This window comes from Marinomonas sp. 5E14-1 (assembly GCF_039939215.1).
Classification (GTDB): Bacteria; Pseudomonadota; Gammaproteobacteria; order Pseudomonadales; family Marinomonadaceae; genus Marinomonas.
The window spans coordinates 26,754-48,160 of sequence record NZ_JBDXMW010000019.1; the positions used below are offsets into that span (position 1 = coordinate 26,754).

The following is a 21,407-nucleotide window of genomic DNA, read 5'->3' on the forward strand; positions in this document are numbered from 1 at the left end:
CTTCAGCTATTTGGTAAATAACATTCCAAATCAACCGAAATTAGAGATACAGAATGAAGTATATCTTGATACACCATAGATAAATGGTAGTTATTTATTTCCTTGTCAAACAAGATGTATTCATTTGACTGCAAAAGCTGGGATAGTTGAATAGATTTTAAGCTAGTGTTTGTTTGAGTAATATGATCGAAAGATTTGAAAAAAGCTTCTTTTGCACACCAAACCTCGTAGAAATACGATTCTTTTTGGCTTTCACACGCCATCTCATGCAATTTGATAAGCTCCTCATGAGACATAAAGAAATCACTTTTATCCATTATATTTTTGACATTTTTTTTATATTCGATATCTACACCAATAGGAGAGGTGTGCAAAACACAGCATATCAAATCTTTACTGTGTGAAATCGAAACATAAAAGTCGTCTAAGCCATGCACTATAGGTGCTGAGAAATCCTTCTCTAATATGAGTGGAAGATTCTGTTGCCGCCTTTCGCTATATAACGCTTGTACCAGTAACGCTCGCCCTACTATAAACTCTTTTTGTCTTTTTTGATTACCTATTGCAATGGCTTTATTTTTTTGAGCAATAGGTAAGCTATTGAAAATACGTTGCTGTACTTCAGTCGATACATTTTTAGTATTTGTAAAAAAAATACGTATTTCGTTATGCATAAAAAGCACATCTAACCATTAAGAATTCATTAGTGCTACATTCAATAGCTAAACCTAATCATCATTTACTCGATTGTTACTACTTTACCAACTAAAGCGACTCCAGCCATAATTGTGCCTGCACCACACTTAAATTCATCTGAGCTAGATGTCAGATTATTTTTATAGTTAGATTTAATTTCGACTACTGCATTACCACCTTCATTAATCGCTCTTTGCTTAAGCGCAATCATTGCAGATAGAAAAACCCAATTACAGGCTTCAGAATCACTTTTACCAAACGCATTCGTTTTTTTATTGGTCTTAAATACTCCAAATTCTTTAACTATTTCTCCGTATGACTCATCACCAAAATAAAACGAAATATCTGATCCCAATTTTGCTTTTGCTACATCTGTGCTTATTACACTAGAAATAGAATAAGTTCCTATATCATCACGGGCAAAACTATAAGATGAGCAAAGAATAAGTATTGAAATAGCTGCGACAATGATTTTTTTCATAAAATTCCCTCTTTCTAAAAGTTGAATGTAGTTTACAATAACACTCGAGAAAAATCGCATAATTCTACAAGCTGGATTCACTTTGTGAATATGATTCCCCTCCCCCTCCTAAATGATCAACTCAAAAATATTATGTAAATAGAAACGAAAATCTATTATCCTAGTCCCAGCTAATATATAGGATTGCTGTGTAACATACGGTCAAATTAGGGAATTATATAAGTGTTAAGTTTTAAGTTGCGTGGATGGAATGCCTATACCCCAGGGCTAGATTCTTCAGAATCTTGGGATAATTGGCTTAATAGCCCGTATGTATTACCCACTGATTGCCCTAAGCCTAAGCTCTCTCGCATCCCTACTATGCTTCGTAGACGTTTCACCGCTCTTGGTAAGGGGGCCGTCGAAGCAGCAGATCCCCTTTTAAATGAAAATGAACAAATACCTTTAGTCTTTGCGTCTCGCCATGGTGACGTAGATTTAACACTGTCGTTACTCAAATCCATTGCGGCTAATGAACCACTTTCTCCAACAAGCTTTAGTCTTGCCGTACACAATGCAATCAGTGGTTTATATTCAATAGCACGAAAGGATAAAAGTGAGATTACGGCTATATCAGCCACTGAAAACTTAATACCATTTGCGATATTAGAAGCAGCAACTCAGCTACAAGAACATAAACACATACTCTGTATCATCTGTGAGTCTACTTTACCTGACTTATATAAGCCCTTTGCGTCTTCTCCACCTTTTACTTATGCCATTGCCATGGTATTAAGTCGTGATGAAGGTGACACATTTAATCTCAGCAGAACTATGTCAAAAGAAGTACCACAACATTCAGACAATGAGTTTAAAGAATTAATAGCCTTACTTTTATCTCATAGCCAGCATGCTCTCTTCCCTAGCACTAAAGACTCTCAATGGTCCATCAAAAGGTAAAATAAGATGCTAGAGATAATGAAATATTATTGGCGCTGGACTGCCACTGCTTTTAGCTTTTTAGTCTTCGGCATTGGAGGTATTTTATTACCTATCTTGGCTTTACCTATCTTGTATGCCACTTCATCATCTTCATTAATTAGAGAGAAAAAAGCGCAATCACTAATCCATCACACATTTCGTTGTTATATCGAAATGATGCGGTTCTTAGGGGTTTTAAGCTATGAGATTGAAGACGTAGCGAAACTTAAAAATGCTCAATTAGTACTGGCAAATCATCCGTCACTGATAGATGTCGTTTTTTTGATTGCCTTAATACCAAATGCAAACTGTGTCGTGAAAGGTCGTTTAACTAAAAATATATTTACCCGTGGCTCTGTAAAAGCAGCAGGTTATATTATTAATGATAATAATGAGCACGTCATAAAAATGGCTGAAGAAGCCTTCTCCAAAGGACACGCTTTAATTGTTTTTCCTGAAGGAACAAGATCCACTCCAGGTGAAAAATTGGCACTTAAACGTGGTGCAGCCAACATTGCGATTCGCGCGAAAGCACAAATAACAACGGTATTAATTAATTGCAACCCAACCACTTTAACAAAAAGCGATGCTTGGTATCAGATTCCAAAAACCAAGGCGCACTTTAAGATAAAAGTAAAAGAAACTATTGATGTACATTCTTACTCGATTGGAAACTCATCTCCTGTAGCAGCAAGAAAATTAACATCTGACTTAAAACACTATTTTGAAAAGGAGTTACTTCTAAATGACTAACATAAAGTTAGAATTAAAAAATATGATTATTGAAGCACTTGAGTTAGAAGATATTACAGCAGACGACATCATTGATTCGGAACCGCTTTTTATTGATGGGCTTGGGCTAGATTCTATTGATGCTTTAGAAATTGGTTTAGCACTACAAAAAAAATATGGCATCAAACTAAAAGCAGATTCGAAAGAAACTCATAACCACTTCGCCAGTATCAACGCATTGGCAGAATTAGTTGAATCATATAAAGAAACACATTAAGAGAAGATTATGAATAGCATTAACCTAGAAGTATTTGAAAAAGTATCAGGTGTTTTACAAGATCTGTTTGAATTATCCGCTGATGACATACAACCATCTTCAAAGCTATATGAAGATCTTGATATTGATAGTATCGATGCCGTTGACTTGGTTGTAGAACTAAAAAAGATGACAGGCAAAAAAATTAACCCTGATGACTTTAAATCCGTTAGAACGGTTGAAGATGTTGTGATCGCTGTAGAAAAGTTGTTTGTATAAGGTAAATAGTGGTGATTCTCAAAATATTCTTAGTAATTGTCACCATTATGTACCCGTTCCTTGTTTATTTTGGCTTAACTCACTTTGATTCTACTTTTGTCCTATTTTTTATCATCACATTGTTGATGATAAAAGGCCTAACAGAAAGAAGAAAGCACACACGAAAAATCATTTTTGTAGCAGTTGTTGGGATGGTAGTTATCGCGTATTTCTGGGGTAATCAACAAGGGTTAAAATTCTACCCTGTGCTAGTGAATGCTGCCATGTTATTAGTTTTTGCTTCCAGTCTTTATAGTGGGCAACCCATTATTGAACGTATAGCACGCCTAAAAGAACCCGATTTACCAGAAACAGGTGTTAGCTACACTAGAAAAGTCACCGTGGTTTGGTGTGCGTTTTTTACGCTAAACGGTTTTATTGCCTTATTCACCGCACTCTGGGCATCCGATGAGGCTTGGCTATTTTATAATGGCTTTTTTGCTTATGTTCTTATTGGCCTCTTAGTGACGACTGAATGGATCATAAGGCATAGAGTTAAAAATAAAGCATGAGTACATTAATACCTTTATCAAGATGGCTACTAGATGTCGCCGAAGAGCAGCCAATTGCGGTATTCAACGACATCATCATAACGAAGGCGCACTTATCTAAAAAAGTGGCCATGTGGCAAACTATTTTGCCCTTATCTCATGGTCAGAAATGGGCAGTATTCCACAGCGATGCCATTGAGTTTTTCACACTTTTACTCGCTTTATGGCAATCAGGCTGCACAGCTTGTATACCTGGTGATAACTGTACTTCGACGGTTGAACGTTTAAAATATTCCGTGGCAGGTTTCCTCGGTGAATTTGAACAAACCATCACCTCGAAACACCAATTAGATGAACAGCATGAGCATGACGAACAGTGTACTAATACATCACTTTCTTGGATAGAAATTGAACGCCTCTTTCCTGCCATAGAAGTTTATACTTCAGGATCAACAGGAGAGCCTAAGCCCATTCCCAAAAACATGGCTCAGATTGATGACGAGCTCTCTTGTATTGAAACTTTATGGCCTCTTTCGAACAAATCCGTTGTACTGTCTACAGTCACTCACCAACATTTGTTTGGATTAACATTTCGCTTATTTTGGTCATTAGCAACGGGGCGCCTTTTACTCGCTAAACACAGTGCATTCTCAGAAGATATTTATCACCTTGCTTCTCAATATGAGCAATTCCTTCTGATATCCACTCCCGCTCACTTAAAGCGCTTAAACAATCAACTCGATTGGTCTCATCTAAAAGGAAGATGCGAGGCGACTATTTCTTCTGCAGCGCCACTACAGTACAAAGACAGTCAATATGCTGCTCATTTGCTTCACTCTCCAATATTAGAAGTCTATGGTAGCTCCGAAACAGGCGCTATTGCTTGGCGTAACCAAACAAAGAAAGAAGCCGATTATTGGACGTTATTACCCAATATAACTTTAGATAAGTCTGATGAAGGTTTTACAGTAAAAGGTCCTCATATCTCAACTGAACACGAAACACTCTCAGACAACATAGAACACCTGTCAGAGAATTGTTTCCGGCTACATGGTCGCTCAGATCGTATTGTTAAAGTCGAAGGCAAGCGCTTATCTTTATCAAAAGTAGAAAAATGTCTAGAAGAAAGTAATTGGATTTGTGTTGCTAAAGCACTGGTTATCACAAAAAAACGAGAAGAAGTCGCTATCGTCGCTGAACTTAATGACACAGGAAAAAGGTTAGTACAAAAACATTCGCAAAAATGGTTAGCAACTCAATTAAAAGAGTCTTTAAAAGCATCATTTGAACCTGTTTTACTTCCTAGAAGATGGCGTTTTGTAAACACGCTCCCCTACAATCAACAAGGTAAGCTTCCTATGGAATCATTACAGGCATTATTTGAAATAACAGAGTTTGAAACAGCAGAAGTACAATGGCCACGAGAATTAGCTCGGGTTAATACAAGTGAAAATACATGCCGACTCGATTTTCATATTCCTAAAGAGCTTATTTATTTTGATGGCCATTTTGAGAAAGCACCTATTTTACCTGGGATTGCACAAACACATTGGGCTATCCAGTATGCTAGAGACATATTTGCTTTCGAAGGTAGCTTCGTTCGTTTAGAAGTCGTTAAATTCCAATCTGTCATATTTCCAAACGCAGAAGTGTCATTAGAACTGGAATACGACTCTATCAAAAGCAAAGTGATTTTCAAATATGTATCAATTGCAGGAGTGCATTCTAGTGGCAGAATATGTTTTGAATAACGACTTTAAACCAGCGATCGTAATTCCTGTCTACAACCATGAAGCGGCCATAGAGAACACTCTTAATAAGGTGCTTAAATATGGCTACCCCGTTGTTCTCGTAAATGATGGTAGTCATGAAAAATGCAGAAACGTACTAGAAAAATTGGCACAAAAACACAGAGAAGCTGTTTATCTCGTTCAACTAGACGTCAATAAAGGCAAAGGTGGTGCAGTAAAAGCTGGAATGCGTTTTCTGCTCTCTCAAGGTTTTAGTCATGCACTGCAAGTCGATGCAGATGGCCAACATAACATTAGCGACTTACCACTTTTTATAGAAATGGCAAAAAAAGAACAAAGCAGTTTAATCTGTGGGGCGCCAATTTATGACGCCAGCGTTCCTAAACACCGTTATTACTCTCGTTATTTAACTCATGTTTGGGTCTGGATAAACACGCTTTCTTTTGACATTAAAGATTCAATGTGTGGGTTTCGAGTATATCCTTTGGATAAAATCTGCAAACAGCTTGATCGTAACGACTGCGGCAACCGTATGTCTTTTGATACCGAAGTTGTAGTTCGTTGGTTATGGTCCGGTAACAAGGTCACAAACTTACCAACAAAAGTCCTTTACCCTAAAGATGGGGTCTCTCATTTCAAAGCGGTAAAAGACAATGTCTTGATCTCATGGATGCACACACGTTTATTTTTTGGCATGGTTTTACGTCTTCCAGTTATATTATGGAACAAACGTCATGACTAACTCATCGAAACATTGGTCTACAGTGGCAGAAACAGGCACCGTTTTAGGTATGCGTATCTTGTTGATGTGCTATAAATTATTCGGTTATAAAGGTTTTCAACTTTTCCTTGCCCCTGTCATCTTATATTTTTATTTGAAGCAGCATTCTATTCGATCAGCTTCTAAGGATTATCTAGGAAGAGTAGCATCATTTTTACCAGAAGATGCGAAACATAAATTAACACCTTTACGTCATTTTTGGATGTTCGGTGAAATTCTACTAGATAAATTTTTAGTCTGGATGGGGGAAATCAACCTTCAAAATGTTATCTTTGAAACACCTGAGGCGTTCTATAAATTAGACAATTCGAGCAAAGGTGGCATCATCGTTGTGTCTCATCTTGGCAACACTGAAGTTTGCAATGCACTTGCACATCAATTGCCCGACATTAAGGTCACCATCCTTGTATATACCAAGCACGCTCAAAAATTCAATAGCATGATGAAACGGGTTAACGCGAATGCGTCTATTGATATCATGCAAGTCACCGATATGTCACCTGCCACTGCGATGACTCTCTCTGAGCGAATTGCAGAAGGAGAGTTTATCGTGATCGCCGGTGACCGAACACCAGTGAATAATGGCGAGCGCGTCTCTATTGTGGATTTTTTAGGAGCCAAAGCTGCATTACCACAAGGTGCATTTATTTTAGCTAATCTCCTACGCTGTCCTGTATATCTTATGTTTTGCTTAAAGCAAGAGTCTATTTATCATATTTATATGGAAACCTTCTCTGAAAAACTGACTATGGCTCGAAAAGAGAGAGAGCAAAAATTAGAGGAAGCAGTTGCTCGTTATGCAAAACGTTTGGAGCATTATTGTCAGTTAGCGCCTCTACAATGGTTTAACTTTTTCCCATTCTGGGAAACGACTATGAAAGATAAGCCAACATCAACAAATCGTCGCAACTCATAGTTCTGTGCACAATGGCTGCAGGAGAAAGTAATGATATATGTTGAAATTGAGTTAGAAGTGCCTTTTCACGACGTGGATATTATTCGAGTCGCTTGGCATGGTCATTATGCAAAATACATGGAAATAGCACGCTGTAAATTAATGGACTCCATCGACTACGGCATCATCGCAATGGAAGAAAGTGGTTTCATTTGGCCTGTAATAGATATGCGAATTCGTTATGCACATCCTTTAAAGTTCGGACAAACATTCAAAATCAGAGCGACTTTAGTTGAATGGGAGAATAGGCTAAAAGTGGACTATGTTTTTTTAGACAGCCAAACAAGCAAGCGCCTAACAAAGGCTTATACCATTCAAGTGGCTGTCGATAAAAACACTGGAGAAATGCAATATGCCTCTCCATCAGTGCTTCTTGAAAAACTAGGAATTCCTGAATGAAAAACACCATCCTTGGCATAATTTTATTTCTATTAAGTTTATCAAGCTTCGCTAACGACTTAGATAGACTAAAAACCGTTACCGCAGCACCAGACAAACTCACTGGCACTTTTACACAAAGTAAGTATCTAGCGCAATTAGATACATCGCTACAGTCTACGGGGGAGTTTAATTACTTACGTGATACCCAGATCATTTGGCACACACTCTCCCCCATTGATAGCACGCTAGAACTCACACCAAACACCATGCTAAATTATCAAAACGGCATTCAGGTCAATAAACTTGATACAACAACTAATCCTATCGTTGCTGTGTTGAGTGATATTTTCTTCGGCGTGATGACAGCGCAATGGCAAATATTGGAAGAGTACTTTGACGTGAATGCCGAGGTTGTTGGAGAGCATTGGAAAGCAACATTGATTCCACTCAACAAGAACATTGGTAGCTTTATTCATAAGGTAACGCTAGAAGGCGATAAATATCTCAAACAAGTCACACTATACGAACCCGAAGGGAATCTGACTCATATAGAGTTCGATCAATTACAGCAAAAATGATAATCAACGCTAAATTAAGTGCCCTAGTTTGGGCTATTTTTGTTCTTACCGTTTGTCTTTTTGCAGGGGTGAAACAGACCGCTTTTGATACGAGCATCATGGCATTACTACCAAAGCATGAACAAAAGCCTGTCATTAGCGAACTGCAAGAACAACAAACTAGTGAATACGCCAATCACATATTTATTATGATATCGGCCAATGACAAGCAAAGCGCTAAGGCGGCTGTTCATGCTGTTTCACAAGATCTAAATACGCTCATCGGTGTAGCAGATCTGACTTCTTTGGCGAATTCCGCAAGCAAAAAAACTAATGCACTTTATCCTTTTAGGTTTGCTTTATTAAGTGATGATGTTGCCAAAAGATTAGAATCAGGAGATTACGAAGAGCAACTTAATTCATCTTTAAGCAATCTATTTTCCCCGATGAGAGCCGGAAAAACAGACCCTATACAAGACCCATTTTTTTTATATTCGGACCTATTGTTAAATCAAAAAATAGACACACAAATCAAACTAGAAGACGGTCTCTTACGTTTAACTAATACAGGGAAAATTAGCTATCTTTTGGTACTTGAACTGCATCAAAACCCATTCAATCTAGCGACACAAGCTCAAGTTGTTCCTGTATTACAATCAATCAAACAGAAAATGAACGAGCAGAGTATTAGTGTTTCCTATTCAGGTTTATTACTTCATGCAGCAAAAGGAGCGGAACAAGCCAAATTCGAAATATCGACGATAGGACTGGGGTCAATACTCGGTATTGTCATCATTATTTTATTCGTGTTTCGCCGAGTGGCCCCGCTTATACACATTTTACTACCTGTAATAGTCGGCTGCCTCGTAGCGATGGCTGTGACAAGCTTATATTTTGAACGAGTTCATTTAATTACGATTGCGTTTGGCGCAGGATTAGTTGGTGTAGCGGTCGACTATTCTATGCATTTTGTATGTGAAAGTTATCTCAATGACGGCTCAATTGTTGTACGTAAACTTTTCCCTGGATTATTATTAGGGCTAACATCCAGTGTGTTAGCTTATGGTGGATTAGCCTTAACGCCTTTTCCCGGTCTTCAACAAATAGCGGTTTTCTCTGCAACAGGTTTAATTGCTGCATGGCTGACGGTCTTGTTATTTTTACCTTTAATAACAACCAAAAACACTCTATCTAATAAAGAAAGTTACCTGCCTACTGCACTCGTCTTAAATTCTTATCAAGAAGCACTTCCAAAACTAGACCAATATCCTAAAACAACAGGCTTATTTGTAACTATTTTAGTCACAACTTGTTTCAGTGTATTCTTTTGGGCCACACCGCAAGACAGTATACGTTTACTTCAGACATCCCCTCCTTCGCTATTGAAGGAAGATCAACGAGTGCAACAAGCTTTAGGGAATAATACTAATTCAGCCTTTTTAATTGTTTCAGGAAACAGTACTGAAAACATGTTACAAAACGAAGAGCTGTTTCGTTCAAAACTAGACTTATTGATGCAGCACGGATTGTTAGAAGGTTATCAGTCTATCAGCCAATCGCTGCCTTCTTTATTGCGCCAGCAACATAATATAGGTCTTGTCAAAAAGCTCTACCAAGCTAAGCTCGATACCTATGCTCAAGTAGTAGGATTATCAAAGCAGCAAAAAGAAGCCGCTAATCGTTATTTACAAGACAACTCACAAACCTTGTCACCAGAAACATGGTCAACGTTAGCGGCTAATTTTCAATGGTCTGAAACGTTGAAACCTCGTTCTACAGGTGAATACGCCACTATGATTCGATTACAAGGCTCTTTATCAGAAAGTACTGTTAAGCAATTAGAAGATGCAGCTATAACCAATAACAACATTAGCTATGTTGACCAAGTCGCGGACATCAGCAAAACGTTAGCAAATTATCGGGCTAATATCGCAGATTGGCTACTCACTGCTTATGGCATCATCACCCTATTACTAGCACTACGTTATCGACTCAATGTATGGCGAGTCATGCTGCCATCTGTCACTGGCGCTATTATTGCGTTGGCTCTCGCCGTATTTATTAATGGTGGATACAATATTTTCAACTTAATTGCCTTGATGCTGGTCTTTGGAATAGGACTAGATATAGGGATTTTTTTACAAGAATCCGAAGGTGGCGCACACACATGGTTAGCTGTTTCGTTATCTACATTCACTAGCTTACTTGCCTTTGGTTTATTGGCACTTAGTAAAACACCTGTTTTATATCATTTCGGCATTATTGTTTTGCCTGGATTATTAGCTATTTGGCTAGTATCCCCTTTAATGCAAACTCGTCGATTGGAGACATAATAAATGGAAAAATCGCAAAATTACTATGATGTAGTGGTAATCGGCGCAGGACCTGCAGGAGCTGTGGCTTCAACTATATTGTCAAAAAAAGGTTATCGGGTATTGGTTTTAGAAAAACAACACTTCCCACGTTTTTCAATTGGAGAAAGTCTGCTTCCTCAATGCATGGAAATATTGGAATCCGCTGGTATGCTTAAAGCTGTTATTGAGGCTGGTTTCCAATATAAAAACGGTGCTGCTTTTGCAACTAATGAAAAGTATGACTTTTTCGATTTTAGGCAAAAATTCTCGGCGGGTTGGGGAACAACCTATCAAGTTCAGCGTGCTCAATTTGATAAGGTTCTTGCTAATTGTGCCGAAGAAAATGGCGCAGAAATACGTTATGGACACAGTGTTGCTTCATATAAAGATATTGGTGATCGCGTCCAGCTTGATGTGATCAATGAAAATAGTGAAAGCGAGACGTATCAAGTAGAGGCTAAATTTGTTCTAGATGCGAGCGGCTTTGGTCGCGTGTTACCCAAGCTTCTAAACTTAGAGAAAGAATCCAGTCTATCCCCTCGTGTTTCACTTTTCACTCACATTAAAGATGGGATTACTCACCCAGAATATGACCGCAATAAAATATTAATTTCTGTCTGCCCTGACAACAATCAAATTTGGTATTGGTTAATCCCTTTTAGCAATGGCAGAGCATCCGTTGGTGTCATTCTTCCAAGGGACATTTACGACAACAATTCAGTAGGTGACAACGCAGCAGACAATAAAGAATTGCTCCTTAAATATATTTCAAAAGCCACTATGATGCATGGCTACTTAAAAGAAGCAGAATTCGACACAGAAATTAGAAAGTTAGACGGATATTCTTGTGATGTCACCAGTCTATATGGTGATAAATTTGCTTTATTAGGTAATGCTGGTGAATTCCTTGATCCTGTTTTTTCTTCTGGTGTTACCATCGCCCTAAAATCAGCCGATTTGGCAACACAAGCCTTGCACAAAAAACTGCAAGGTGAAGTCGTTGATTGGGAAGTAGAATATAGCCAACCATTAAAACAAGGTGTGGGGGTTTTCAAAACATTTGTTCAAGGTTGGTATGATGGTTCATTACAGGACGTCATATTCACCGAAGATAAGTCACTCAAAATAAAAGAAATGATCAGTTCTGTATTAGCAGGTTATGCGTGGGACACTAAAAACCCGTATGTGAAAGACCCTAATCGATTAAAGATACTAGCTGAACTATGCCAATCTTAACTATGTTCAAATTCACCGTACCCAGAACAACAGTACCGAGTTTAATGCGAGTATGTTTGCTATATAGCCTGATTGCTTTATCAGGTTGCAGTCTATTCCGTACCGTTGAAAGACCAATAGACGGTTTAATATTGCTGCCGCCCATTCAAGGGACGACAACACAGGTATTAAAGCAAAAGGTCACCATAGAGAAGTACACACAAGCAAAACAGTTTATTGCAGTCACTCGCTTTTCACCACAAGAAACAAAGCTCGTTGCATTGTTACCTACCGGGCAAACTTTTCTGTATTTACTATATGATCAAAATGGCTTTGAAGAAAAAAATGATGCAGGTGTAGAGCTACCCAGTAAAGACATTCTCGCAATGATTCAATTTACTTATTGGCCGGAATCAGAGATTAAGCTCGGTTACCCAGAGTCTCAAGGTTGGCACATAGAAATAAAGCCTCATCAACGACATTTGTACTATAAAAACGCCCTACTATTGGAAATCAAAATAGAGGATGACAACGTCGCCATAGCTCACCATGGTGATCGTTACACTACTGATATTCATACATTCGACCAAGAGGTGTTACCGCTTTGACTCGTTGTTTTCTAAGCTCAATGTCCATGATCAGTGCCTTAGGTGCAGATACTAATGATATAAAAGAGCGCTTACTCACTGGGCAACCACAACTTGAGTTTTCTAAAAAATACCATCCAACAGGGAATCCGTTGCCTCTAGCTTTAGTTCAAGAAAAGTTGGCAGTAATCCCTCTCAAGGATGAAAAGTGGCACAGCAGAAACAATCAAATGGCTTGGACAGCAGCTCAACCCATTTTGCCTGACGTTCAAGCATTGATTAAGAAATTCGGCAAAGAACGCATCGGTGTCATTATTGGAACTTCTACATCAGGCATTGGCGATAATGAAGAAGCCATGCAGGCACAATTTGAGACAGGTCTATTGCCAGAATCCTATCACTACGGCAAACAAGAGATGGGAGAAACCGCATCCTTCTTAGGAATGGCTTTTGATGTCTGTGGCCCTATTTTTGGTGTTTCGACAGCCTGTTCTTCTGGCGCCAAAGCATTAGCTTCTGCCCGTAGACTTATTCGTGCAGGTGTTTGTGATGCGGTTATCGCAGGTGGCGTGGATACTATTTGTAGACTAACAGTGCAGGGATTTTCATCTTTAGAAGCGGTCAGTACAGCGCAATGTAATCCGTTCAGCACCAACCGAAAAGGCATCAATATTGGTGAAGCCGCAGCTTTGTTTATCGTATCAAAGGAAATAGGTGATATTGAGTTAGTGGGCGTCGGAGAAAGTTCTGATGCTCATCACATATCCGCACCCGACCCATCAGGCCAAGGTGCTGTCAACTGTATGACGGCCGCATTAAGAGACGCCAAGATTAATTCAAATGAAATAGACTATGTAAACCTTCATGGCACAGCAACCGAATTGAATGACCAGATGGAGTCGAGAGCTGTCGCGGAAGTCTTCGGAAGTAATACTCCTTGCAGTTCAACCAAACCTTTTACAGGTCATACTTTAGGTGCGGCAGGCGCACTTGAAGCAGCAATTTGTTGGCTAGCACTGAAGAACGGTATGATTCCCAAGCACTTATGGGATGGTTGCCAAGATGGCAATTTACCAAAAATTGGGTTGAGCAATGGAGAGCATAATTGCACTCTCAATTATGCTCTGAGTAACTCTTTTGCCTTTGGCGGGAATAACATTTCGCTTATCTTAAGGAAGTTATGATGGAAGCAAATTATAGCGTCGCCGAACTCGTACCACATTCTGAACGCATGAGTTTGTTAACCCGAATAGTAGGCTATGGTGATGGCTGGCTATCGGCTGAAGTGGATATTAAAGCAAACTCCATGTTTTCTGATAGATTAGGCGTACCTTCTTGGGTAGGGCTGGAATATTTAGCTCAAGCCATAGCAGCTTATGCCGGCTTACAGGAACGACAACATGGCGGCTCGCCAAAGCTTGGCTTTCTCCTCGGTACGCGAAAATACACAAGCTCTAAAGAATATTTTGCTATTGGCTCAACACTAACAATTAAAGTCATTGAAAACCTGCAAGCTGATAATGGCTTGGGGACATTTGATTGCACACTAAACAGCTCGGATTCTTGCGAAGCATCTGCACGATTAAATGTCTTTCAGCCAGAAAACGCAGACGAATTTTTAAAGGATGCACCACATGGATAAAACAATACTAGTGACAGGGTCAAGTCGAGGAATAGGTAAAGCAATTGCTCTCAGGCTAGCAAAAGACGGCTATGATATTGTTTTACATTGTCGCTCTAAAATAGAAGATGCAGAAGCTGTTGCAAAGCAAATTCAAGAACTGGGTCAAGCAGTTCGAATTTTACAGTTCGATCTATCTAACCGAGATCAAGCTTGTTCTGTTTTAGAACAAGACATGGAAGACTTTGGCGCTTACTTTGGCGTAGTTTGTAATGCAGGTGTCGCCCGCGATAATGCTTTTCCTGCTATGCCTGGAGAAGAATGGGACGAAGTACTCAAAACCAATCTAGACGGTTTTTATAATGTGCTTCACCCTATCACTATGCCGATGATTCGCCGCCGAAAGCCCGGGCGTATCGTGACATTATCATCCGTTTCTGGCCAGATGGGTAACCGTGGACAAGTGAATTATAGCGCAGCTAAAGCCGGCATAATTGGTGCTACCAAAGCATTATCAGTAGAATTAGCCAAACGAAAAATCACAGTAAACTGCGTGGCTCCAGGCATTATCGAAACAGAAATGACAGAGCACCTCCCTTTAGAAGAGGCATTAAAAATGGTGCCAATGCAACGAGCAGGCAGTGTTAATGAAGTCGCAGGAACGGTAAGCTTTTTAATGTCTGAAGACGCAGCTTATATAACGCGTCAGGTAATCTCAGTAAATGGTGGAATGTTTTAATGAAACGAGTCGTAATCACTGGAATAGCAGGATTTTCTCCTATCGGTAATGATTGGGAGACAATTTATGCAAATTTGAAAAGTTTTAAAACAGGCATCAAACGCATGGATGACTGGGATAAATACGATGGATTAAATACACGATTAGCCGCACCAGTTACTGATTTTACATTACCGAAGCATTACTCGCGTAAAACACTGAGAAGTATGGGGCGTGTCGCTCAGTTTGCCGTATGCAGTGCAGAACGTGCATTAGAAGACGCAGGACTACTTAACGACCCTTTTCTTAACAGTGGTCAAGTTGGTGTTGCTTATGGCTCTTCTGCAGGAGACTCCATATCTTATATCGATTTTGGCAACATGCTTACAAAAAATTCGACAGATGGCTTGAACGCTAACTCTTATATTAAAATGATGGCACATACGGCACCCGTTAATATTGGTGTCTTCTTTGGTCTACATGGTCGTGTTTTCACCACCTCAAGTGCTTGCACCTCTGGCAGTCAAGGTATTGGCTATGCTTATGAAGCCATTAAGTATGGCATGCAGACAGCAATGATTGCAGGTGGGAGCGAAGGTTTGTGTGCTACAGAGTCTGCGGTTTTTGATACGCTTTTCGCGACAAGCGTTAAAAATGATGTTCCACATCTAAGCCCAAGCCCTTTCGACAAAGATCGTGATGGTTTAGTCATTGGTGAGGGCGGCTGCTCTTTGATTCTTGAAGAATTGGAACATGCGAAAAACAGAGGCGCAAAAATTTACGCTGAAATTATAGGCTTTGGTACTAATTCAGACGGTAAGCATGTTACTCAGCCAAATGCAGAAACTATGCAAGAAGCCATACGTTTGTCTTTAGTGGATGCAGAAATAGAGCCATCAGATATTGGCTACATTAATGCTCATGGCACTGCGACAGACCGAGGTGATATTGCAGAAAGTAACGCCACCGCAAAAATCATGGGAAATAAAATACCAATAAGCTCATTAAAAAGTTATACCGGTCACACCTTAGGGGCTTGCGGTGCATTAGAAGCTTGGTGCTCTATTGAGATGATGAGAAATAATTGGTTTTGTCCTACGGTAAATTTAACCACCATTGACCCTGAATGTGGTGATTTAGATTACATAAGAGGTGAAGGTCGTGAGATAAAAACAGATTACGTGATGAGCAATAATTTTGCCTTTGGAGGAATAAACACGTCTTTGATTTTTAAGAGATATAGTCATTAGGCGGATGCTGGTTAGCTAAGAAAGTCAGCTAACCAGCATCTTTATTTAGTCTTTTAACTTATCGTTTTGCGAATCTATTTTGTCCGCGAGTCGTGTCACTTGTGCTTGCAGCTCGGAGATTTGAGCCACTAAAGCATGATGATGATTATCCTGATTTTCTTGCTCTTTCTCGGCAGTTTCTCTAGTCATAACATCAAGTACTACCCCGACCATCATGTTTAAAAATACAAATGCCGTTAAGAAAATGAAAACAATGTAGAAGACCCAACTCATTGGATATACTTCCATTGTTTCATACATGACATCCGTCCAATCCTCAAAGGTTGCAACACGGAACAGAGTCAGCATCGAAATTGCGATATCACCCCACAATTCGTCATTAACCTGATCGAAGAAGATTGAACCAACCGCGGCAAAGATGTAAAAAATGATAAACATCAAAAGCGCGATATAGCCCATTTTAGGAATGGCTTTTAATAAGGCGTTAATTAAAAAGCGCAGATCGGGAATAATCGAAACCAGACGTAGAACTCGGAAGACTCGCAATAAACGAGCAACCAGAATCATGTCTGTGTCTGAGAGAGGCACCAAACTGCCAATCACGATAATGGTGTCGAACAAGTTCCATGGGTCTTTTAAGAATCGACGTTTGTCGTCGCAAGCCATAAAACGCAAACTGATTTCTACCAAAAAGAATATCGTGATGAAAGCATCTAGATAATTAATCGCCAGCTCAACACTGTAAGGTAGAGGGTAGGTTTTTGCTCCTACGGTTAACGCAGCAACAACGATGATAGCGATGATAAAACCTTGAAACCAAACACTACGCTCAATATGTTTCATCGTATTAAGCAATTTTTCAGAAAGACTTACTGCCATTATTCTCTTCGCCCAGTTATAAAAATGTCCCGTATAGCACGGATCATCACATCTTAAATTGATCTTCTCTGGAAGAAAAGTAAAAGGCTTTTGAATTGGCGATTAAAGATTACGTCCGCTTTACACGAACCACTTTCATAATTTCAACAGGAATCCCAGCCACAGTTTCGTGTGACGGATAATAGGTAAGATTCACCCGTGAACCCAATAACGTGCGATATTTTCCTTGGCGTTTAAACCGAAATGGCACGTCGTAACCCTCAATCATCAAGGTATGCAGCACCCAATCTTCTTGCGGACGTTGCACATGGGATTTCACCTTCATGGCATCGGAATGAATTAACTCTTTGTTATTCTTCAATAAGGCGTCTGGATCAGATTGCACAGGATTCTCCTTCAAAAGATGGAAGAGAGACAGTATGACACAAATGAATCAAACCTTAAAAAATATTGATCATTTTTTACTCAAACGCCATAGAACGTAGAACAACACGTTATCATAGAGGCAGAACAACAATGAGCCCTGTTATGTCAAACGATTTACCCATTTATCAATTGATTCCTGAGTTGAAAAAACAACTCCAACATCATCATGAAGCCATACTGGAAGCGGCGCCCGGCGCAGGTAAAACCACAGTTGTGCCAATTGCTTTGATGGAAGAACCTTGGTTAAAAGGCCGTAAAATCATTATGTTGGAGCCAAGACGTTTGGCAGCGAAAACCGCGGCGCAACGCCTTGCGGACACCTTACAAGAACCGCTTGGTGAACGTGTCGGTTACCGTATTCGTCATGAAGGCAAAGAAAGTCTCCGCACTCAAGTACTGGTTGTCACTGAAGGCGTATTAACGCGCATGTTGCACGATGATCCAAGCTTAAGTGATATCGCTTTGGTTATTTTCGACGAATTTCATGAACGTAACTTGCATTCAGATTTGGCCTTTGCTTTGTGTCTACAAGCCAGAGAACTCTACCGAGACGAAGAACCACTGAAATTATTAGTGATGTCGGCAACACTCGACACAGCATTGCTGGAATCTCGATTGCATTGTCCGACGCTCACCAGCCAAGGACGCAGCTTTCCTATCGACATACGTTATTCTAATAAATCGTTGAAAAGCGATGACGTAACCGACGAAGTGGTTCGATTAACACGCCAAGCGTTCCATGAAGAATCAGGCAGTATCTTGGTGTTTCTTCCGGGCCAAAGAGAAATACGCCGCGCCGCAACACAGCTCCAACACAGCTTCGCTAACGAGAGTCAGGTGAGTATTCTGCCGCTTTATGGCGAACTCAGTTTGAAAGAACAAGAAGCAGTGATTCAGCCGGCGGTTGCGCCTATGCGCAAAATTGTCCTCGCCACCGCAATTGCCCAAACCAGTTTAACCATAGAAGGCATTCGTGTAGTGATCGACAGCGGCTTAAGCCGAGAAGCACATTTTGATGCAAACACCGCCACAACTCGATTACACACGAGACGTGTCACCCAAGCCGAAAGTGTCCAGCGCATGGGCCGAGCAGGACGAATAGAAGCGGGCGTTTGTTATCGTTGGTGGAGCGCAGAACAACAGTCTCGATTAGCGCCTCAAGCGCAGCCTCAAATTGAAATAAGTGACTTGAGCAATGTGGTAATGGATCTGGCTCGCTGGGGCGCACAAGAACGCTTAGAGTTAGATTGGATAACGGAACCGCCAAAAAGCCATTGGCAACAAGCAGTGGATTTGCTCACCAAGCTTAGCGCCTTAGAAAACCAAGATAGCTTGCAATTAACAGCGCAAGGCGAACACATGAGCCAGCTTGGCATCGAACCACGTTTGGCTCGAATTCTCATTGAAGGCAAGCGTCAGAACAATAGCCAACTTGCCAGCGCGGTGTGTACCATTTTATCCGAAGGCGACCCTTTTACTCAGCATCATAGTGATTTGTCAGATCGATTACATTGGCTAAAAGACGATCTCAACATAAAGAGTAAACGCCCTCGCCACGCCTATTTGAAAACTCAAAAACAATGGCAGCACCGTAGCCAACAGCTCAATATAGATAAGCAAGTAGAGGCTTCTTTAGAATACGACCCTGCGTCTTTGTTGGTCTTTGCATTTGCCGATCGCATCGGACAGCGCATCAATCAAGCACAAGACAAGGTGTATTTTAAATTGTCCAATGGACGTAAAGCCTCGTTGCCGGTTCATGATCCTTGTGCACAAAATGAATGGATCATTGCATTGGATATTGGCGGTCACAAAAATGCCAATGAGGATCGTATTTTCCTCAGCACACCTGTGGCATTTTCGCTATTAAACCAACTTGCCGAAACGCAAGAGCATACCGCTTGGTCGAAAAGCGACGGTCGTATTATTAGTGAGTCTCAACGTTGGATTGGCAAGCTCAAAATCGATGCCAAAAAGCAACCTTCTCCTTCTGAGTCAACGATCAGCGAAGCGGTTTGCCAATACATACGAGACGAAGGCATTCATGCTTTACCTTGGGATAACGCCAGCAAACAAATGCAGGCGCGCATACAGTTCGCCTTTCAACACGACACAAACAACAAGTATGATGACATGGCTTGGCCGAACTGCTCAGATGACACATTATTGCAGAGTTTAGAAACGTGGCTTGCGCCATATTTAGGCAAGGTAACCAACCAACAAAGCTTGAACAAACTGCCCCTCTCAGAAATATTATTGAACCAGTTAGATTGGTCACAACAGCAAAAGCTAAATAAACAAGTTCCAGCAAGAATCACAGTACCATCTGGTTCAAGTCATTCAGTAGATTATTGTGAGCTGGTCCCAACATTAAGAGTGAAATTACAGGAAATGTTTGGTTGTACAAGCAGTCCAACGGTGTTTAATCAAAGTATCCGTATTGAACTCTTATCTCCGGGTCAACGACCACTCGCAGTGACTCAAGATTTGGCGTTTTTCTGGCGTGAGGCTTACCCAGAAGTTCGTAAAGAAATGCGCGGTCGTTATCCTAAACACCCATGGCCAGAAAACCCTTTAGAAGCACAAGCAACCTCTAAGACAAACAAAGCACTGAGGTCTTCATAATGGTTTACTTAATTCGCGTAATGCTTGTTCCGTTATATGACGACTAAACTCTGTATTCTTTTTGTGTGTTGGTAGCCAACCCATAATAAAACGATGAAAATCTGCCCATGCAATCGGGAATAGCTCACACCATTCATTCGCCACAGCATCGGCCACATCTGGTGATTCCCCTGTCGATAAAATGCAACGAGATAACTCAGAGAAATAATTCTCTAATAAGTAATCCAAATGCAATGCTAACTCTGACTGACTAAAGCAACTACCAAGGAAGTAAGCAAGGTCTTGAATACCAACGCCGCGGCCAACGTATTGAAAGTCAACGGCGGCGACAGAGTCTAAACACTCACTAAAACAAAAATTTGCCAACTTCGCATCACCATGAACGATTGTCTGATATTGGGCATGATTTAACCTTTGATCTAGTTGACTCGCTGCGTTTTTTAACTCACCTTCTTCCATGGCATTCCATTCATCAGGACGCGTTGCTAAATGCCAATAAGTGCCCCTTTTCCATAAGTCTTTTGGCCAGTTTTGGTTTTTATCATCTTGGTATTCTGCGTTGAGAAAACGTGCATGGAAGTTCGCTAACCAATGCAAGACAACGCACGCCTCTTCAACACTCAAGGAATCACAACGACGTGGGAAACCAGTCGCATCCAAGTCTTCAAGCAGCAAGTAAATACGTCCTTCTTCTTGCCAATGACCGAACAAAGCCGCAACACGCTCATGGCTTCCACAGAGTTGTGACCAAGCTTGATACCAAGCCGACTCCACATGATAAGACTTAAGTTTACGTTGGTGAGAAAACGTCGATTGCCAACCACGAGGATGATTTTGAATTAGATCCAAACGAATAGATTTGAGAATCACACTCGATGCTTGCTGAGAGCCGCTTACGGAAAAACGAACGATTTCCCCATACCCACTCCACAAACTTTGAACTTGCTCGACACGACGAACCTGAGTGGCATTAAGAGCACGTTTGATAAAAATTTCTGGCGTCATAATCTCAAATCGTCGTCATTATTAAATTGAATAAGAATAATAACCTAATTCTGATACCGACTTATATTTAACTACTAAATCATTTCTTACTTTGCGTTGGCGCAGCAAACGAAGTGGATAAGTGCCTAAGTTATTAACACCTAAAAGCAAACGCTCTTCTTGAGTCGTTTTGTGGATAAATAGACTGCTTATTAAAAGGAGCCAAACGGCTCCTTTTTTGCATTTACACAAGCGTAGTTAAGGAGAAGACTTACGAGTCAATAGAGTGTCTTAGTTGTCATTTATGCAGATGTGTTGAACTCACGAAACAGGCGCAAGTAAATGGAAGCAAGACGCTCTTATTTCTAAATCAGATCTTCCATTTCTTA

General features: G+C 40.4%; 23 protein-coding genes. 18 read left to right on the forward strand and 5 right to left on the reverse strand.

Features of this window, described 5'->3' with window-relative positions:
* Positions 1 to 2: 2 nt before the first annotated feature.
* The gene (locus ABFY09_RS14210) at positions 3 to 674 is read right to left on the reverse strand and encodes a 4'-phosphopantetheinyl transferase superfamily protein (RefSeq protein WP_347984937.1); all 672 of its coding nucleotides are present in this window, start codon (positions 672 to 674) and stop codon (positions 3 to 5) included.
* 65 nt (positions 675 to 739) lie between these two features.
* The gene (locus ABFY09_RS14215) at positions 740 to 1,177 is read right to left on the reverse strand and encodes an excinuclease (protein ID WP_347984938.1); all 438 of its coding nucleotides are present in this window, start codon (positions 1,175 to 1,177) and stop codon (positions 740 to 742) included.
* Positions 1,178 to 1,399: 222 nt separating this feature from the next.
* Between ABFY09_RS14215 and ABFY09_RS14220 the strand changes: the two genes are divergently transcribed.
* From ABFY09_RS14220 to ABFY09_RS14300, 17 genes are all read left to right on the forward strand, one after another.
* Positions 1,400 to 2,116 carry a beta-ketoacyl synthase chain length factor gene (locus ABFY09_RS14220; RefSeq protein WP_347984939.1) on the forward strand — a complete coding sequence of 239 codons (717 nt, stop codon included), beginning with the start codon at positions 1,400 to 1,402 and terminating at the stop codon, positions 2,114 to 2,116.
* 6 nt (positions 2,117 to 2,122) lie between these two features.
* Entirely contained in the window at positions 2,123 to 2,890 is a 768-nt protein-coding gene (locus tag ABFY09_RS14225; RefSeq protein WP_347984940.1) for a lysophospholipid acyltransferase family protein, read from the forward strand.
* A complete protein-coding gene (locus tag ABFY09_RS14230; RefSeq protein WP_347984941.1) occupies positions 2,883 to 3,146 on the forward strand; it encodes a phosphopantetheine-binding protein in 264 nt (87 codons plus the stop codon). Before ABFY09_RS14225 ends, ABFY09_RS14230 begins: the two co-directional genes overlap by 8 nt.
* A gap of 9 nt (positions 3,147 to 3,155) precedes the next feature.
* Positions 3,156 to 3,404 (forward strand): acyl carrier protein, encoded by a 249-nt coding sequence (locus ABFY09_RS14235; RefSeq protein ID WP_347984942.1) that lies wholly within the window; start codon positions 3,156 to 3,158, stop codon positions 3,402 to 3,404.
* 8 nt (positions 3,405 to 3,412) lie between these two features.
* A complete protein-coding gene (locus ABFY09_RS14240; protein ID WP_347984943.1) occupies positions 3,413 to 3,955 on the forward strand; it encodes a hypothetical protein in 543 nt (180 codons plus the stop codon).
* Positions 3,952 to 5,685, forward strand: coding sequence for an AMP-binding protein (locus ABFY09_RS14245; RefSeq protein ID WP_347984944.1), 1,734 nt, complete (start codon positions 3,952 to 3,954; stop codon positions 5,683 to 5,685). Before ABFY09_RS14240 ends, ABFY09_RS14245 begins: the two co-directional genes overlap by 4 nt.
* A complete protein-coding gene (locus ABFY09_RS14250; protein ID WP_347984945.1) occupies positions 5,663 to 6,427 on the forward strand; it encodes a glycosyltransferase family 2 protein in 765 nt (254 codons plus the stop codon). Before ABFY09_RS14245 ends, ABFY09_RS14250 begins: the two co-directional genes overlap by 23 nt.
* Positions 6,420 to 7,382: a lipid A biosynthesis acyltransferase gene (locus ABFY09_RS14255; RefSeq protein ID WP_347984946.1), complete on the forward strand. Its 963-nt coding sequence runs from the start codon at positions 6,420 to 6,422 to the stop codon at positions 7,380 to 7,382. Before ABFY09_RS14250 ends, ABFY09_RS14255 begins: the two co-directional genes overlap by 8 nt.
* Positions 7,383 to 7,412: 30 nt before the next feature.
* Positions 7,413 to 7,820 carry an acyl-CoA thioesterase gene (locus ABFY09_RS14260; protein WP_347984947.1) on the forward strand — a complete coding sequence of 136 codons (408 nt, stop codon included), beginning with the start codon at positions 7,413 to 7,415 and terminating at the stop codon, positions 7,818 to 7,820.
* Positions 7,817 to 8,380, forward strand: coding sequence for an outer membrane lipoprotein carrier protein LolA (locus ABFY09_RS14265; RefSeq protein ID WP_347984948.1), 564 nt, complete (start codon positions 7,817 to 7,819; stop codon positions 8,378 to 8,380). Before ABFY09_RS14260 ends, ABFY09_RS14265 begins: the two co-directional genes overlap by 4 nt.
* Before the next feature lie 98 nt (positions 8,381 to 8,478).
* Positions 8,479 to 10,692 (forward strand): MMPL family transporter, encoded by a 2,214-nt coding sequence (locus tag ABFY09_RS14270; protein WP_347984949.1) that lies wholly within the window; start codon positions 8,479 to 8,481, stop codon positions 10,690 to 10,692.
* Between the two features lie 3 nt (positions 10,693 to 10,695).
* Positions 10,696 to 11,949: an NAD(P)/FAD-dependent oxidoreductase gene (locus tag ABFY09_RS14275; RefSeq protein WP_347984950.1), complete on the forward strand. Its 1,254-nt coding sequence runs from the start codon at positions 10,696 to 10,698 to the stop codon at positions 11,947 to 11,949.
* The gene (locus tag ABFY09_RS14280) at positions 11,937 to 12,536 is read left to right on the forward strand and encodes a DUF3261 domain-containing protein (protein WP_347984951.1); all 600 of its coding nucleotides are present in this window, start codon (positions 11,937 to 11,939) and stop codon (positions 12,534 to 12,536) included. Before ABFY09_RS14275 ends, ABFY09_RS14280 begins: the two co-directional genes overlap by 13 nt.
* Entirely contained in the window at positions 12,533 to 13,699 is a 1,167-nt protein-coding gene (locus ABFY09_RS14285) for a beta-ketoacyl-ACP synthase (protein WP_347984952.1), read from the forward strand. The genes ABFY09_RS14280 and ABFY09_RS14285 overlap by 4 nt, the downstream gene beginning before the upstream one ends.
* Positions 13,696 to 14,157, forward strand: coding sequence for a hotdog family protein (locus ABFY09_RS14290; RefSeq protein ID WP_347984953.1), 462 nt, complete (start codon positions 13,696 to 13,698; stop codon positions 14,155 to 14,157). Before ABFY09_RS14285 ends, ABFY09_RS14290 begins: the two co-directional genes overlap by 4 nt.
* The gene (fabG, locus tag ABFY09_RS14295) at positions 14,150 to 14,875 is read left to right on the forward strand and encodes a 3-oxoacyl-ACP reductase FabG (protein ID WP_347984954.1); all 726 of its coding nucleotides are present in this window, start codon (positions 14,150 to 14,152) and stop codon (positions 14,873 to 14,875) included. The genes ABFY09_RS14290 and fabG overlap by 8 nt, the downstream gene beginning before the upstream one ends.
* On the forward strand, positions 14,875 to 16,104 hold the full coding sequence (locus ABFY09_RS14300) for a beta-ketoacyl-ACP synthase (RefSeq protein WP_347984955.1): 1,230 nt from the start codon (positions 14,875 to 14,877) through the stop codon (positions 16,102 to 16,104). The genes fabG and ABFY09_RS14300 overlap by 1 nt, the downstream gene beginning before the upstream one ends.
* Before the next feature lie 45 nt (positions 16,105 to 16,149).
* Here the strand turns inward: ABFY09_RS14300 and ABFY09_RS14305 are convergent, their stop codons facing one another.
* Both ABFY09_RS14305 and ABFY09_RS14310 read right to left on the reverse strand, forming a co-directional pair.
* The gene (locus tag ABFY09_RS14305; protein WP_347984956.1) at positions 16,150 to 16,983 is read right to left on the reverse strand and encodes an ion transporter; all 834 of its coding nucleotides are present in this window, start codon (positions 16,981 to 16,983) and stop codon (positions 16,150 to 16,152) included.
* Between the two features lie 109 nt (positions 16,984 to 17,092).
* Complete coding sequence (locus ABFY09_RS14310; RefSeq protein ID WP_347984957.1) at positions 17,093 to 17,368, reverse strand: hypothetical protein; 276 nt, start codon at positions 17,366 to 17,368, stop codon at positions 17,093 to 17,095.
* Between the two features lie 131 nt (positions 17,369 to 17,499).
* Between ABFY09_RS14310 and hrpB the strand changes: the two genes are divergently transcribed.
* Entirely contained in the window at positions 17,500 to 20,034 is a 2,535-nt protein-coding gene (hrpB, locus tag ABFY09_RS14315) for an ATP-dependent helicase HrpB (RefSeq protein WP_347984958.1), read from the forward strand.
* On the opposite strand, the gene ABFY09_RS14320 is transcribed toward hrpB, so the two are convergent.
* Complete coding sequence (locus ABFY09_RS14320; protein ID WP_347984959.1) at positions 20,029 to 21,039, reverse strand: phosphotransferase; 1,011 nt, start codon at positions 21,037 to 21,039, stop codon at positions 20,029 to 20,031. The two genes, hrpB and ABFY09_RS14320, sit on opposite strands and share 6 nt — an antisense overlap.
* Positions 21,040 to 21,407: the final 368 nt, after the last annotated feature.